Source organism: Pseudomonas putida, from assembly GCF_028682455.1.
Taxonomy (GTDB): Bacteria; Pseudomonadota; Gammaproteobacteria; order Pseudomonadales; family Pseudomonadaceae; genus Aquipseudomonas; species Aquipseudomonas putida_AA.
On record NZ_JANHLD010000005.1, the window covers coordinates 84132 to 100004 of the forward strand.

A 15873-nucleotide genomic window follows, 5' to 3' on the forward strand; every position below is an offset into this window, starting at 1 on the left:
GCGGGCTTGCACCGCGACCTCACTGTCATCCAACCGTCACCCCACTGTCTTAATCTGCGGCACATCCTTTGTCTGAAGAGTGCCTGCCGGCATGTTCCGCCACCTCAGCCTGATTCTGCTGTGCCTGTTCACGCTCGCTACCCACGCGGCGCCCCTGTTGCGTATCCAGGGTTCCAACACCATCGGCGCGACGCTGGCACCGGCACTGGTGCAGGGTTTGCTGGCCGCACAAGGCGCCAGCGACATTTCCATCGTCGCGACCCAAGTCCCCAACGAAGTCCAGGTCCGTGCCCGCGACACCCACGGCCAACCGCTGCGCATCGACATCGCCGCCCACGGCTCCAGCACCGGCTTCGCCGCACTCAAGACTGGCCAGGCAGACCTGGCCGCCGCCTCGCGGCCGATAAAGACCAGTGAACTGGACGCGCTCAAGCCCCTGGGCGATCTGAACAGCGCCGCCGCCGAGCAGATCATCGGCCTGGACGGCGTCGCCGTGATCGTCCACCCCGACAACCCATTGCCGCAGGTGACCACCGAGCAACTGGCGGGGATTTTTGCCGGGCACATCACCACATGGGATGCCCTGGGCCTGGGCCACGGGCCGATTCACCTGTATGCCCGGGATGACCGCTCGGGCACCTTCGAAACCTTCAAGGCACTGGTACTCGCCCCCAAGGACCAGGTGTTGGCCGCCAGCGCCCAGCGCTTCGAATCCAGCGAGCAACTGACCAACACCGTGATGTCCGATCGCCAGGCCATCGGCTTCAGCAGCCTGGCGTCGGTGCATGGCGCGAAGGTCCTGGCCATTGTCGACGGCGCCTCTCGACCGATGCTGCCCAGCCCTGCGCTGGTGGCCAGCGAAGACTACCCGTTGTCACGACGCTTGTACTTCTACCTGCCCCCCGAGAACGCTGCGCCCTGGGCCCGGGCGCTGGTGGAGTTCGCCCAGAGCGCCCAGGGCCAGGCCATCGTCACCGGCAATGGCTTTGTCGGCCAACAGGTGCATGCCCTGCCGGTACCACCGGCTGCCGATATGCCTGCGCGTTACCAGGACCTGGCGCGTAACGCCCAGCGCCTGTCGGTGAACTTTCGTTTTCAGGAGGGCAACGCCAGCCTCGACAACAAGGCCCTGCGCGATGTGCAGCGGGTGGTCGATTTTCTGCGCCAGCACGACAAGCTGAACCAGCGTGCCGTGCTGGTGGGGTTCGGCGATGCCAAGCGCGATCCGCAGCGTGCCGACCTGCTCTCGCGCCTGCGCGCCATGGCAGTGCGCCGGGAACTGGCCAAGGCCGGTGTCGAGCTGCGCGACATCATCGGCCTGGGCGATGAACTGCCCGTGGCGACCAACACGGCTGAAGAAGGTCGGATCCGCAATCGGAGAGTGGAGGTCTGGGTGTACTAAGTGTCCTGGAATTGCGTAGGCAACCTTTTGTTACAGCCTCGATTGGGCTGCAACCATCACCGGGGCTAGTCTTTTAAATGTGACGCCGGGCCCCTCTGACGGCTGCCAAGCCGCCATGTCGGAGTCACTGCTGCCTTGATCCGCAAGGCAGCGACGACAATCAAGGAGGGGCGCATGGCGGCTCTACAGGCATTTCTCGACAACGATTTCCTCGGTACCAGCGCCTGGTTCTGGCTGGCATTCATCGGCATCGTCCTCACCCTGCTGGTGCTGGACCTCGGCGTTCTGCACCGCAAGGCCCACACCATCGAAATGCGCGAAAGCCTGCTGCTGTACAGCGGCTACTTCAGTGTCGGGGTACTGTTCGGGGCCTGGGTCTGGTTCGAGTTGGGCGCCCAGCGTGCCCTGGAGTTCTACACCGGTTTCCTCGTCGAACAGTCGTTGTCCATGGACAACGTGTTCGTCATGGCGATGATCTTCAGCTACTTCTCCATTCCCCGCCTCTATCAGCACCGGGTCCTGTTCTGGGGCATCCTCGGGGTGGTGGTGTTGCGCGCCATCATGATTGGCGTGGGCAGCGCGCTGGTCCAGGAATTCGCCTGGATCCTCTATGTGTTCGGGGCCTTCCTGCTGTTTACCGGGGTGAAGATGCTGTTTACCCGCGAAGAGTCCCACCCGGACCTGGCCAACAACCCGGTACTCAAGTTCGTGCGCGGCCACCTGCGCGTCACCGACGACCTGCACGGCCCGCGCTTTTTCGTGCGGATCAAGGCTGCCGGGCAAAACAAGGCCGCGCTGTTCGCCACTCCGCTGTTCCTGGCCCTGGTGCTGATCGAGCTGGCCGACCTGGTATTCGCCGTCGACAGCGTGCCGGCGATCTTCGCCATCACCCAGGACCCGTTCATCGTCTACACCTCGAACATTTTCGCGATCCTTGGCCTGCGTGCCCTGTACTTCGCCCTCGCGGCGCTGATACACCGTTTTGTCTATCTCAAATATGCCCTGGCCCTGGTGCTGATCTTCATCGGCAGCAAGATTTTCTACCACGGACTGATCGGGCCGGTTCCAGCCTTGCTATCGCTGGGCGTGACCCTGGGCCTATTGACCGGTGGCGTGGTGCTGTCATTGTTCAAGACCCGCGACCGCCCAGCGCATCCAGCCAAATCCGGGAGCCATGAATGAACCAGGCCCGCCTAAGCGGGCCTGGTTTTTCAGGGTGTTCGTCAATGCGCGCTGCGCAGCATCTCCTTGGGCACGTACTTGCCGATCTCGAACTTGCCAATGGCCGCCCGGTGAACTTCATCCGGGCCGTCGGCGAGGCGCAAGGTACGCTGCATGGCATACATGTAGGCCAGTGGGAAATCGCCGCTGACCCCGGCGCCGCCGTGAATCTGGATGGCCCGGTCGATCACCTTCAAGGCCACGTTCGGTGCCACCACCTTGATCTGGGCGATCTCGCTGCGAGCCACCTTGTTGCCCACGGTATCCATCATGTAGGCCGCCTTGAGGGTCAGCAGGCGGGCCATGTCGATCTCCATGCGCGAGTCGGCGATCTTGTCGACATTGCCCCCCAGGCGCGCCAGCGGCCGGCCAAACGCCGTACGCTCCACCGAACGCTTGCACATCAGCTCCAGGGCCCGCTCGGCCATGCCGATCGAGCGCATGCAGTGGTGGATTCGGCCAGGGCCAAGGCGCCCCTGGGCGATCTCGAAGCCGCGCCCCTCGCCCAGCAGTACGTTTTCGTAAGGCACCCGGACATTTTCGAACAGCACTTCGGCATGGCCGTGCGGGGCATCGTCGTAACCGAACACCGGCAGCGGCCGGACGATTTTCACCCCCGCAGTATCGGTGGGCACCAGAATCATCGAATGCTGCTGGTGACGCGGTGCATCCGGGTTGCTCAAGCCCATGAAGATAATGATCTTGCAGCGCGGATCGCATGCCCCGGAGGTCCACCACTTGCGACCGTTGATGACCCACTCATCGCCATCACGCACCGCCCGGGCCGCCATGTTGGTGGCATCGGACGACGCCACGTCCGGCTCGGTCATGGCGAAGGCCGAACGGATCTCGCCGCGCAACAGCGGCTCCAGCCACTGGCGCTTGTGTTCCTCGCTGCCATAGCGCACCAGCACTTCCATGTTGCCGGTATCCGGCGCCGAGCAGTTGAACGGCTCGGGCCCCAGCAGCGAACGGCCCATGATTTCGGCAAGGGGCGCGTACTCCAGGTTAGTCAGCCCCGCACCCAGCTCCGACTCGGGCAGAAACAGGTTCCACAGGCCTTCGGCCTTGGCCTTGCTCTTGAGCTCTTCCATGATCGCGGTCGGTTGCCAGCGATCACCCTCGGCGACCTGACGCTCGAACACCGCTTCAGCGGGATAGACGTAAGCATCCATGAACGCCGTGACACGTTCGCGCAGCGCCTGGACCTTGGGTGAATAGGCGAAATCCATGGGCAATACCTTCAGTGGAAAGGGGAACTGATGAAGAGACTAGATCAGCCAGCACAATCCACCTAGTCTATTCTCGGCGTGTATAAACATTCATAACCGATATATGATCTACCCATAACTTCAACAAGAGCGGCGCCCATGAACCTGAGCAAGGTCGACCTGAATCTGTTCATCGTCTTCGATGCCATCTACACCGAAGCCAACCTGACCCGCGCCGGACAGATCGTCGGCATTACCCAGCCGGCGGTGTCCAACGCCCTGGCGCGACTGCGCGAGACCTTCAACGACCCGCTGTTCGTGCGCACCGCCCAAGGCATGGTGCCCACGCCCATGGCGCAGAACATCATCGGCCCGGTACGCAATGCCCTGTCGCTGCTGCGCGTGTCGGTGCAAGAGAGCCGCATCTTCAACCCCCTCCAAGCCAACAAGACCTTTCGTATCAGCATGACCGACCTCACCGAGGCGGTGATCCTGCCGCCGCTGTTCCAGCGCCTGCGCCGCCTGGCCCCAGCGGTGATCATCGAAAGCTTCCTGTGCAAGCGGCGCGAAACCACCAAGGAACTGGCCGCCGGACGCCTGGACTTTGCCGTCGACGCACCGCTGAACACCGACCCACAGGTACGCCACGTAAAGTTGATGCAGGACCAGTACGTGTGCGCCCTGCGCCAGGGTCACCCGATGGCCAAGGACAAGCTCAGCCTGGATGACTACCTGGGCCTGACCCACATCCACATTTCCAGTCGGCGCAACGGCCTGGGCTATGTCGACCTGGCGCTGGGCAAGATGGGTGTGCAGCGCAAGATCGCCCTGCGTTCGCAGCATTACCTGATGGCTTCCCAGGTGCTGCAGCAGACCGACATGGTCATGACCGTGCCCGAGCGCTTTGCCCGCCGGCACCAGCTCAACTACCTGAGCCTGCCGGTCAATGACGTGCCGCCGCTGGAAACCCACCTGTACTGGCACGAAAGCACCGACCAGGACCCGGCAAACCGCTGGATGCGCGAGCAGATCATCGAACTGTGCCAGGCAGTGGTAGCCCAGGATGAGCGAGCCGAAGCGTAGGAGCGGGCTTGCCCCGCGAGAGGCCAGTACAGCCCGCACATCAACTGTCGCCTGGATCACGGCGCGAACACGCCCCTACGGTGAATGAGCCCACAGCCCGTGAATCCTTGCTTGACGTATACGTAAACCTGCAATTAGCTTAGCTCCATGCCCCTCTTCCGAGCCAAGCAATGAGCAGCCAGACCTACAGCATCTCCGACCTGTCCCGCGAGCTGGACATCACCACCCGCGCCATCCGCTTCTATGAGGAACAGGGCTTGCTCTCCCCCGAGCGTCGTGGGCTCGAGCGTGTGTACTCGGCACGCGACAAGGTCAGCCTCAAGCTGATCCTGCGCGGCAAGCGCATCGGCTTCTCGTTGGCCGAGTGCCGCGAGCTGATTGAACTCTACGACCCTACCAGCGGCAATCTAAAACAGCTGCACAGCATGCTGGCCAAGATTGCCGAGCGTCGCGCCCAGCTCGAACAGCAACTGCTCGACATCCAGCAGATGCAGCTGGAGCTGGACACCGCCGAAGAGCGCTGCGAACAAGCGCTGGCCACCACCCTGAACAACCAGAAAAACAGCCATTGAGCCCTGAGGAACCGCGCCATGTCATTGCCTGAAAAAGTCCGCCTGGTCGAAGTCGGCCCGCGCGACGGCCTGCAGAACGAAGCCCAGCCCATCAGCGTGGCGGACAAGGTCCGGCTGGTCGATGACCTGACTGCGGCCGGCCTCTCCTATATAGAAGTGGGCAGTTTCGTCTCGCCCAAGTGGGTCCCGCAGATGGGCGGCTCCGCCGAGGTGTTCGCCCAGATCCTGCAAAAGCCTGGCGTCACCTATGCGGCCCTTGCGCCCAACCTGCGCGGCTTCGAAGATGCCCTGGCGGCCGGGGTCAAGGAAGTGGCCGTGTTCGCCGCGGCCTCCGAGGCGTTCTCGCAACGCAATATCAACTGTTCGATCAGCGAAAGCTTGCAGCGCTTCGTCCCGATCATGGAGGCCGCTCGCGAGCAGGGTGTGCAGGTACGCGGTTATGTGTCCTGCGTGCTGGGCTGCCCCTATGAAGGCGCGGTGAGCGCCGAGCAGGTCGCGCCAGTGGCCCGCGAGCTGTTCGAGATGGGCTGCTATGAAGTGTCGCTGGGCGACACCATCGGCACCGGCACTCCAGGCGCTACCCGCCGCCTGTTCGAGGTGGTCGCCGCCCATGTACCGCGCGCGCAATTGGCCGGGCACTTCCACGACACCTACGGCCAGGCCCTAGCCAACGTCTATGCCAGCCTGCTTGAAGGTATCCAGGTGTTCGACAGCTCGGTCGCGGGCCTTGGCGGCTGCCCTTATGCCAAGGGCGCCAGCGGCAATGTGGCCAGCGAGGATGTGCTGTACATGCTCCAGGGCCTGGGTATCGAGACCGGTATCGACCTCGAGCAACTGATCCTCGCCGGCCAGCGCATCAGCACGGTGCTGGGCCGGGCCAACGGCTCGCGTGTGGCACGCGCCCGTAACGCGGGTTGAACGGCGGCGGTAACAGCAGATGGGATGTCTGAGTGTTACCGCCCCCGCAGTGCCCCGCAAAAATCCGGGTAACACGGAAACAAATCGACAAATCCTCTCGCCTACCTTTCCTGCCAAAAACACTAAACCATTGATTTAATTAGGTTTTAAAAAGTTGGCACGGCATCTGCTATATCTTTGGTACAAGAACAATAAAAACTGTGACACACCAATAAAAATAAGACGTAACGACTCTGACATAACAAGAACAACACGGCAGAGACGCAGCTAACAGATTTTTTTGGAGAGGATGTGCTTTCCCGGGGCGTGCCCCGCAACCTGACACAAAACAATAAAACTACCCCAAGGTAGCGATGGTCACGGTTGGATCAGCAATGATGAAAGTAGATCAGCGCTCAAAAAAATACGTTTGCTCTTGATCCCGGATGGGGATCGCCCGTTTCAAGAGGCAACGGTTGCCAAAAACAACAATAGACCGCCCTCCAATAACAAAAAAAGAGCACGCAACAATCTTTGAGGGGAGCTTCGGCTCCCCTCAGTGCTTCCCGCCCTCCTCGTTTTCGCCCTCCTCGTCATCCTCGTCGTCTTTCTCGAAGCGGTTCACCACCCAGGGCATCAAGCCCAGCACCAGCAATGCCAGCAGGGTACTGATTACCGCCGTCGCCTCGCGCCCCATGCCCGCCGCCACACCGATGGCAGCCGTCATCCACAAGCCCGCCGCCGTGGTCAGCCCTTTGACGTGGCTGAGCGTCTGGTGGTGCCCTTTGAGAATGGTGCCGGCGCCCAGGAAGCCGATGCCCGCCACGATGCCCTGGATCACCCGGCTCAACGCCGCATCGTCGACCCCGGCCATGCGCGGCACCAGCACGAACAAGGCCGCGCCCATCGCCACCAGCATGTGCGTGCGCACTCCGGCCGCCTTGCCCTTGAGCTCACGCTCAAAGCCCAGGATGCCGCCGAGCAGGGCCGCCATCAGCATGCGCACCGTTACCTGCGTCAGTTGCTTGGCATCATTGATGTCGGCGAATTCGGCTACCAGCGTTACCCAGACTTGATGCCACCAGGCGTCCATGACGTGCTCCGCGAAAGGACTGTTTCAAGGTGGACCCTGCGCCAGCCCAAAAATGCGCCGACCGCTGATCGGTTCACCACAGCAACCTGCCCAATGCCAGGGTCACACCCAGTAAGCCCCACGTGTGGAGGATGCGAGCATGCCCATTGAAATCGATCCAACCAACCAACGTTGCACCCTGATCGGCGACGACCTGCACATCCAGGGCGCTGCCGCCGATGTGACGGTGCTGACCGATGAACAGCTGCGCATGTCGGTGGCCGAGCTGGGCGGCGAGCGCGTTCCGATCACCGAAGCTGAAGCTGACGCCCTGACTGTAGCAGGTGCGGTGGATGGTCGCAGGCATCTCAAGACCACCGAGCCAGGCTCGGTAATCTGAGGCCTGCAGGGTTCTGGCGGTAAATCTGATACGGTTTTTATAGAAATACCTGAGCCTGTTATGCAAACAGATGGGACGCCATAGTGCTCTGGCCTGATCGAGGCCTGATGAGCGACGAACCATGAGCGATAGAATTCCCGTCCAGATCGTTGAAATTGCCGAGCCTTCCCCCACCAAGAAGAAGACCGCCAGCAGCGACAGACAAATCCATACCCGCAGCTTCACCGGCTTGTTTCGTAACCTGCGCCTGGTGGGCGCGGGTTTTCTCTATGTACTGTTCTTCGGCACCGTCTGGTTGAACTGGAACGGTCGTCAGGCCGTGCTGTGGGACCTGGCCGAAAGCAAGTTCCACATCTTCGGCGCGACCTTCTGGCCACAGGACTTCATCCTTCTCTCGGCGCTGCTGATCATCTGCGCGTTCGGTCTGTTCGCCATCACCGTTCTGGCCGGACGGGTATGGTGCGGCTACACCTGCCCGCAAAGCTCCTGGACCTGGTTGTTCATGTGGTGTGAAAAGGTCACCGAAGGCGACCGCAACCAGCGCATCAAGCTCGATGCCGCGCCCTGGGGCCTGAACAAGATGATGCGCCGCTCGGCCAAGCATACGTTGTGGCTGGCCATCAGCCTGATCACCGGACTGACTTTCGTCGGCTACTTCACCCCGATCCGGCCGCTTACCGAAGAGCTCTTCACCCTGCAACTGGGGGGTGTGAGCCTGTTCTGGGTGCTGTTCTTCACCGGCGCCACCTACATCAACGCCGGCTGGCTGCGTGAAGCGGTGTGCATGCACATGTGCCCCTACGCCCGGTTCCAGAGCGTGATGTTCGACAAAGACACCCTGGCCATCGCCTACGACCCGGTCCGCGGCGAATCCCGTGGCCCGCGCAAGAAAGACAGCGACTACAAGGCCAAGGGCCTGGGCGATTGCATCGACTGCCAGATGTGCGTGCAGGTCTGCCCCACTGGCATCGACATCCGCGATGGCCTGCAGATGGAGTGCATCGGCTGCGCTGCCTGCATCGACGCCTGCGACTCGATCATGGACAAGATGGGCTATGCCCGCGGCCTGGTCGGCTACAAGTCCGAACACAACCTGCAAGGCGGCAAGACCAACTGGCTGCGCCCTCGCCTGGTAGGCTATGTCACTGCGCTGGTGGTGATGATCGGCGCCCTGGTGATTGCCCTGCAGCTACGCCCGATGGTGTCGATGGACGTGATCAAGGACCGTGGCCTGTTCCGCGAGAACAATCTGGGCCAGATCGAAAACATCTACACCCTCAAAGTCATCAACAAGACCCAGCAACCGCAGCGCTACCGCCTGCGCCTGGTGGATGCCGAGGGCTTCGAGTTGCACGGCAAGACCGAGTTCACCCTGGACGCAGGCGAGATGAGCGAGTTGCCGGTGTCGGTAGCGTTGCTTGCCGAGCGCGCCCAGAGCAGCTCCCAGGAGATCGGTTTTGAAGTGCTCGACACCGACGAGCCCGGCGTTGCCAGCATCGCCCATAGCCGTTTTGTCGCGCCATTGAACCGCTGATCACATACACTTCGCAGCAGTTGAAACGTCCAGAGCCATGATGAAACGCTACGAGAAATTCGCCGACGACATTGCCGAACTGATTCGCTCCGGGGTCCTGGGCCCCGGCCAGCGGGTGCCGTCGGTGCGTTACGCCAGCCAGACCCACGGGGTCAGCCCTTCCACGGTGTTCCAGGCCTATTACCTGCTGGAGCGTCGCGGGCTGATACGGGCGCGGCCGCGCTCGGGCTACTTCGTCAATGCCCACGCCCCGCGTCAGTTCAACGAGCCGCAGATCATCGAGCAGGCCAGCGAGTCCACCGAGGTGGATGTCAGTGAACTGGTGTTCTCGATCCTCGACTCGATCAAGGACCCGCAGACCGTGGCCTTCGGCTCGGCCTTCCCCAGCCCGCACCTGTTCCCCTTGCCGCGCCTGGCCCGCTCGATGGCCAGCGCCAGCCGCGAGATGGACCCGCGCATGGTGGTGACCGACCTGTCACCGGGCAACCCGCAACTGCGCCGCCAGATAGCCCTGCGCTACATGGTCGGCGGGCTGATGCTGCCCATGGAGGAGCTGCTGATCACCAACGGCGCCCTGGAGGCGCTGAACCTGTGCCTGCAGGCGGTGACCGAACCGGGTGACCTGGTGGCCATCGAGGCGCCGGCCTTCTATGCCTGCCTGCAGGTGCTGGAGCGCCTCAAGCTGAAGGCGGTGGAAATTCCCGTACACCCACGCGAAGGTATCGACCTGGGCGTACTGGCACAAACCTTGAGCAAACACCCGGTCAAGGCCGTGTGGTGCATGACCAACTTCCAGAACCCGGTAGGCGCCAGCATGCCGGAAGAAAAGAAGCAGCAACTGGTCGAGCTGTTGCGCCAGCATCAGGTACCGCTGATCGAAGACGATGTGTATGCCGAGCTGTACTACGCCCAGCAGGCACCCAAGCCGGCCAAGGCGTTCGACACCGACGGCCTGGTAATGCACTGCGGCTCGTTTTCCAAGAGCCTGGCCCCGGGTTACCGCATCGGCTGGGTGGCCGCCGGGCGTTACGCGCAGAAAATCGAAAGGCTCAAGCTGATGACCTCGCTGTGCGCCTCGATGCCCGCCCAGGCCGCGATCGCCGACTACCTGCAACACGGCGGCTACGACCGCCACCTGCGCAGGCTCAGGTATGCCCTGGAAGAGCAACAGAACGCCATGCTGGCCGCCATTGCCCGCCACTTTCCAGCCCAGACCCGAGTCAGCCACCCGTCCGGCGGGTATTTCCTGTGGCTGGAGTTGCCCGAGCAGATGGACTCGCTCAAGCTGTTCCAGATGGCCCTTGCCCAAGGTATCAGCATCGCGCCCGGGCCGATCTTCTCGCCGACCCAGCGCTTTCGCAATTGCATCCGCCTGAACTACGGCAGCCCCTGGACCGAGCAATCGGAGAAGGCCATGGAAACCCTGGGCAGGATCGTGCGCTCGTTCTAGCCGGCCAGGCGTGCCACTCCACCATTGTTGAGTGCCGCCTGGAGCGCTACAGTTTCTTGTCTCCAGGCCGGATCTTGCGTATGCCACCTAGCGAACTCGACACCTTGCGCCAACAGCTGGAGGCCATCCGGCAGCAGAACACGCAACTCAAGGCCCAGCTGGCCGAACGCAACGCCCGTGACCGCGTCCAGGCGTCTATCGAACAGGCCCTGGCCGAAGCCCGGCAACGCTACCTGTTCTTGTTCGACACCATGGACGAAGGCTTCTGCATCATCGAGTTCTTCGATGGTCCGCACGGCCCGCTCAGCGACTACGTACATGTCGAAGCCAACGCAGCCTATGCCAAGCACGCGGGCATCGACAACGTGGTCGGGCAGACGCTCAGGGGCATGGTGGATGCCGAAGCCGACGACTGGATCGAGCGTTACCGCCCGGTGTTACTGACTGGCGACCCGGTACGCTTCGAACAGGAGCTGATCGCGACCAGCCGATTCCTGAGCATTTGCGCCTTTCGCATGGAGCCGGCCAGTCGTCGCCAAGTGGCGGTGCTGTTCCAGGACATCACCGAACGCATTCGGGCACAAAGCGCGCTCAAGCGCCTCAATGAGGACCTCGAGCAACGGGTAGCCCAGGCCGTTGTCGAGCTCCGGCAAGAACAACAGCAGCTGCACAAGGCCGAAGAAGCCCTGCGCCAGTCACAGAAAATGGAAGCCGTCGGCCAGCTCACCGGCGGCATTGCCCATGACTTCAACAACCTGCTCACCGGTGTGCTGGGCGCCCTGCAGATATCGCGCAACCTGCTGGCCAAAGGTCGCCACCAGGACATCGACCGCTTGCTCGGCACCGCCGAAGAAGCCTCCAACCGCGCCGCATCCCTGATCCAGCGCCTGCTGGCCTTTTCCAGGCGCCAACTGCTGGAACCGCGGCCCACGGATGTGAATGAGCTGGTGGCCGGGATGGAAGACCTGATCCGCCGCAGTGTCGGCCCGCAGATCGAGGTCAGGGTAATCACCAGCGCACAGCCGTGGCACTCCTTCATCGATCCGCCACAACTGGAAAATGCCCTGCTCAACCTGTGCCTCAATGCCCGCGATGCATTGCCCGACTACGGGCATATCACCATCGAGACCCACAACCTGCTGCTCGATGAGCACAAGGCGGCGCAGCTGGACCTCAAGGCCGGCCACTACCTGCGCCTGAGCGTCAGCGACGATGGCATGGGCATGCCCCCTGAAGTGCAGCGCCGCGTGTTCGACCCGTTCTTCACCACCAAGCCCGTAGGCCAGGGCACCGGCCTTGGCCTGTCGATGGTCTACGGCTTCGTACGCCAGTCCGGTGGCCAGGCACGAGTGCAGTCACAGCCGGGCCAGGGCACCAGCATCCACCTGTACTTGCCGCGCCTTGAACCACAAGAGGACCTGAGCGCCTGATCAGCGCCCGCCGCCCAGGTCGACGAAGCTGCCGGTCGAATACGAGGCTTTGTCTGACAGCAGCCAGATGATCGCCTCGGCCACTTCCTCGGCCTGGCCGCCACGGCCCATGGGGATGCCCGGCTCAAGCTTGCCGACCCGATCCGGGTCGCCGCTCAGGGCGTGGAAGTCGGTGAAGATGTAGCCCGGGCGAACTGCATTGACCCGTACCCCTTCACCGGCCACTTCCTTGGCCAGCCCCACGGTGAAGGTATCCAGCGCGCCCTTGGAGGCGGCGTAGTCGACGTACTCGTTGGGCGAGCCCAGGCGCGCGGCGACCGATGACACGTTGACGATGCTGCCACCCTGCCCGCCGTGGCGCGTCGACATGCGCTGCAAGGCATGCTTGGCGCATAGGATCGGCCCGACCACATTGGTTTTCATCAGCTTGAGCAGGCGGAATTCCGAGACTTCCTCGATCCTGCTTTTCTGGCCGATGGTGCCGGCGTTGTTGACCAGCGCGGTCACCGGGCCCAGCTCGCTGTCGACACGGTGGAACAACTGGATGATTTCGTCTTCGACACTGACGTCGGCCTTGACCACGATGGCCTCGGCACCCAGCTCACGCACATCGGCCAGCACGCGCTGGGCCGCCTCGTCGTCGCTCAGGTAGTTGATGCAGATGCGATACCCCTCACGGGCCGCCAGGCGCGCGGTGGCGGCGCCAATGCCGCGGCTGGCGCCGGTGATCACGATGACCTTGTCCATGGATACTCCTTGCCCCCAATGGTGCTGACCCATCAAGGCTAACGCAGGAAGGGGCCTGGCGAAAAGCCGCGTCCTACAGCCTGCGCCGCTACAGACCCATGAGAGCAGCTGACAAATCTGTAATCTGCGTCTCAGTTTTCTGACAGTCGTCACTCACTAATGTCGTGCCACCATCGCTACCGGATTGGCAATGACATGCTCCGACACCCCTCCCGCCGTACCTTCGTCAAAGGCTTCGCCGCAGCCAGTACCCTGGCCGGCCTTGGCCTCTGGCGCCTGCCCGCCTTTGCTGCCAGCACCCCACTGGGCAATGAACTCGCCGGCCGTGACTTCGAACTGTTCATTGGCCAGACGCCGGTCAACATCACCGGCCGCCCGCGCACCGCGCTGACCATCAACAACAGCCTGCCAGGCCCGGTACTGCGCTGGCGTGAAGGCGACACGGTGACCCTGCGGGTGCGCAACCGCCTGGACGAGCCAACCTCACTGCACTGGCACGGCATCATCCTGCCGGCCAACATGGACGGCGTACCGGGCCTGAGCTTTGCCGGTATCGAGCCGGGGGGCGATTACCTCTACCGGTTCACCCTGCAGCAGAGTGGCACCTACTGGTACCACAGCCATTCGGGCCTGCAGGAGCAGGCCGGGGTGTACGGCGCGATCGTCATCGAGCCCAAGGAGCCAGAAGCGCATCGTTACCAGCGCGACTACGTGTTGCTGCTCAGCGACTGGAGCGACCAGGCGCCCGATGAACTGATGGCCACCCTGAAAAAGCAGTCCGACGCCTTCAACTACCACAAGCGCACCGTCGGTGATTTCATCGATGACGTGGCGATGCACGGCTGGTCAAAGACCGTGGCCGAGCGCAAAGGCTGGGCGCAGATGCGCATGAGCCCCACCGACCTTGCCGACATCAGCGCCGCCACCTACACCTACCTGCTCAACGGCCAGCCCCCGGACGGCAACTTCACCTGCCTGTTCCAGCCGGGCGAAACCGTGCGCCTGCGCCTGATCAACGGCTCGGCCATGAGCTACTTCGACTTCCGCATTCCGGGCCTGAAACTGACGGTGATCGCCGCCGATGGCATGCCGGTGCACCCAGTGACCGTGGATGAACTGCGCATTGCCGTGGCTGAAACCTACGACGTTCTGGTGGAGGTCGGCGACCTGCCCGCCTACACCCTTTACGCCCAGAGCATGGACCGCACCGGCTATGCCCGTGGCACCCTGGCCCGCAGCAACGGGTTGAGCGCACCCGTGCCAACACCCGATCCGCGGCCGGACCTGACCATGGCCGACATGGGCCACGGCGGCATGGACGCCATGGGTGGCATGGATCACGGCAAGATGGGCGGCATGACTGCGATGGCCGGCATGGACCACAGCAAGATGGGCGGCATGGAAGGCATGGATCATGGTGCCATGACAGGCATGCAGACCCACCCGGCCAGCGAAACCGACAATCCGCTGGTGGACATGCAAACCATGAGCCCCAGGCCCAACCTCGCCGACCCGGGCATCGGCCTGCGCAATAACGGTCGCCGGGTACTGACCTACGCCGACCTCAAGAGCACCTTTGCCGACCCCGACGGCCGCGAGCCGTCCCGGGAAATCGAGCTGCACCTGACCGGCCATATGGAACGCTTCGCCTGGTCGTTCAATGGCATCAAGTTCTCCGACGCCGAGCCCCTGCGCCTGACCTACGGCGAGCGCCTGCGCATCACTCTGGTCAACGACACCATGATGGCCCACCCCATCCACCTGCATGGGCTGTGGAGCGACCTCGAGGACGAGCATGGCCGCTTCCAGGTGCGCAAGCACACCCTCGACATCCCGCCGGGCAGCCGCCGCAGCTACCGGGTCAGTGCCGATGCCCTGGGCCGCTGGGCCTATCACTGCCACCTGCTTTACCACATGGAGATGGGCATGTTCCGCGAGGTACGCGTCGATGAATGAGCTACTCAACCGCCCATTGCTGGGCAGCCTCGCACTGCTTGCCTTGCTGGCCAGCGAAGATGTCCGCGCCCAGCAGTCGGCTCCTGGCGCCATGAACCACGACGGCATGAACCACGGCACGATGAATCACGCCACCATGGACCACAGCGCCATGGGCCATGCCCCGGCCCCGGATGCACCGCGCACGCCCTTGCGGCCCATCACCGACGCCGACCGCCGCGCCGCCTTCCCGCCCTTGCCCGGACACACGGTGCATGACAAGCAGGTGAACTGGGCGGTGATTGTCGAGCAATTGGAGTACCAGAACTTCGACAGCCGCGACGTGCTGGACTGGAACGCCAACGCTTGGATCGGCGGGGATATCGACCGCCTCTGGCTGCGTACCGAAGGCGAGCGTGAGAACGGCGTCACCCATAAGGCTGAGCTGCAGGCACTCTGGGGCCATGCCATCAGCCCCTGGTGGGAGCTGATGGGCGGCCTGCGCCAGGATTTCAAACCGGCCAGTGGCCAGGTATGGGCGGCATTCGGCATCCAGGGCACGCCGCTCTATGGCCTGGAACTGGAAGCCACTGCCTATGTGGGTGAGCGGCAACAAACCGCGCTGCGCCTGGAGAGCAGTTACGCTATCCTGCTGACCAACCGCTGGATACTCGAGCCGTCCCTGGAGGCGAACTTCTATGGCCGTAACGATGCCAGCCGCGACCAGGGCAGTGGCCTGGCCGACAGTGAAATCGGTCTGCGCCTGCGATATGAAATAACCCGCGGATTTGCCCCTTACCTGGGCGTGAGTTTCAACCGGAGCTACGGCAATGCCGCCGAACAGATCCGTGATGACGATGGCGACATCGGCCAGACCCGCCTGGTCGCTGGTGTCCGCCTGCGCTTCTAGTCTTGGAGA

Annotated in this window: 13 protein-coding genes and 1 pseudogene; 11 read left to right on the plus strand and 3 right to left on the minus strand. The window is 63.0% G+C overall.

Annotation, left to right across the window (positions count from 1 at the left end; all coding sequences use genetic code 11):
- The first annotated feature begins 91 nt into the window (after positions 1-91).
- Together NPS58_RS27335 and NPS58_RS27340 are read left to right on the plus strand one after the other, a co-directional pair.
- Complete coding sequence (locus NPS58_RS27335) at positions 92-1402, plus strand: phosphate ABC transporter substrate-binding/OmpA family protein (RefSeq protein ID WP_274118328.1); 1311 nt, start codon at positions 92-94, stop codon at positions 1400-1402.
- 174 nt (positions 1403-1576) lie between these two features.
- A complete protein-coding gene (locus tag NPS58_RS27340; RefSeq protein WP_274118329.1) occupies positions 1577-2584 on the plus strand; it encodes a TerC family protein in 1008 nt (335 codons plus the stop codon).
- Positions 2585-2625: 41 nt separating this feature from the next.
- Here NPS58_RS27340 and NPS58_RS27345 read toward each other — a convergent pair whose 3' ends face one another.
- Positions 2626-3855 carry an acyl-CoA dehydrogenase gene (locus tag NPS58_RS27345; protein WP_274118330.1) on the minus strand — a complete coding sequence of 410 codons (1230 nt, stop codon included), beginning with the start codon at positions 3853-3855 and terminating at the stop codon, positions 2626-2628.
- Positions 3856-3993: 138 nt separating this feature from the next.
- Here NPS58_RS27345 and NPS58_RS27350 point away from each other — a divergent pair, with 138 nt between their 5' ends.
- The 3 genes from NPS58_RS27350 (at position 3994) to NPS58_RS27360 (ending at position 6407) form a co-directional block, all read left to right on the plus strand.
- Positions 3994-4917 carry a LysR family transcriptional regulator gene (locus tag NPS58_RS27350; RefSeq protein ID WP_274118331.1) on the plus strand — a complete coding sequence of 308 codons (924 nt, stop codon included), beginning with the start codon at positions 3994-3996 and terminating at the stop codon, positions 4915-4917.
- Between the two features lie 170 nt (positions 4918-5087).
- Positions 5088-5489 carry a MerR family transcriptional regulator gene (locus NPS58_RS27355; RefSeq protein WP_274118332.1) on the plus strand — a complete coding sequence of 134 codons (402 nt, stop codon included), beginning with the start codon at positions 5088-5090 and terminating at the stop codon, positions 5487-5489.
- 18 nt (positions 5490-5507) lie between these two features.
- Positions 5508-6407: a hydroxymethylglutaryl-CoA lyase gene (locus NPS58_RS27360; RefSeq protein WP_274118333.1), complete on the plus strand. Its 900-nt coding sequence runs from the start codon at positions 5508-5510 to the stop codon at positions 6405-6407.
- 535 nt (positions 6408-6942) lie between these two features.
- Here the strand turns inward: NPS58_RS27360 and NPS58_RS27365 are convergent.
- Positions 6943-7479, minus strand: coding sequence for an MgtC/SapB family protein (locus tag NPS58_RS27365; protein ID WP_274118334.1), 537 nt, complete (start codon positions 7477-7479; stop codon positions 6943-6945).
- A gap of 139 nt (positions 7480-7618) precedes the next feature.
- Here NPS58_RS27365 and NPS58_RS27370 point away from each other — a divergent pair, with 139 nt between their 5' ends.
- From NPS58_RS27370 to NPS58_RS27385, 4 genes and pseudogenes are all read left to right on the plus strand, one after another.
- Positions 7619-7858: a DUF3203 family protein gene (locus NPS58_RS27370; protein ID WP_274118335.1), complete on the plus strand. Its 240-nt coding sequence runs from the start codon at positions 7619-7621 to the stop codon at positions 7856-7858.
- Positions 7859-7979: 121 nt separating this feature from the next.
- Positions 7980-9392, plus strand: coding sequence for a cytochrome c oxidase accessory protein CcoG (ccoG, locus tag NPS58_RS27375; protein WP_274118336.1), 1413 nt, complete (start codon positions 7980-7982; stop codon positions 9390-9392).
- Positions 9393-9432: 40 nt separating this feature from the next.
- Positions 9433-10842, plus strand: coding sequence for a GntR family transcriptional regulator MpaR (mapR, locus tag NPS58_RS27380; RefSeq protein ID WP_274118567.1), 1410 nt, complete (start codon positions 9433-9435; stop codon positions 10840-10842).
- A 251-nt stretch (positions 10843-11093) separates the two neighbouring features.
- Positions 11094-12242: pseudogene (locus NPS58_RS27385) on the plus strand (ATP-binding protein); the annotation flags it as partial.
- A gap of 30 nt (positions 12243-12272) precedes the next feature.
- On the opposite strand, the gene NPS58_RS27390 reads toward NPS58_RS27385, so the two are convergent.
- Positions 12273-13019, minus strand: a complete 747-nt coding sequence (locus NPS58_RS27390) for an SDR family oxidoreductase (protein ID WP_274118337.1) — start codon at positions 13017-13019, stop codon at positions 12273-12275.
- A gap of 195 nt (positions 13020-13214) precedes the next feature.
- Here NPS58_RS27390 and NPS58_RS27395 point away from each other — a divergent pair, with 195 nt between their 5' ends.
- Together NPS58_RS27395 and NPS58_RS27400 are read left to right on the plus strand one after the other, a co-directional pair.
- Entirely contained in the window at positions 13215-14975 is a 1761-nt protein-coding gene (locus NPS58_RS27395; RefSeq protein WP_274118338.1) for a copper resistance system multicopper oxidase, read from the plus strand.
- The gene (locus NPS58_RS27400; RefSeq protein WP_274118339.1) at positions 14968-15864 is read left to right on the plus strand and encodes a copper resistance protein B; all 897 of its coding nucleotides are present in this window, start codon (positions 14968-14970) and stop codon (positions 15862-15864) included. Before NPS58_RS27395 ends, NPS58_RS27400 begins: the two co-directional genes overlap by 8 nt.
- Positions 15865-15873: the final 9 nt, after the last annotated feature.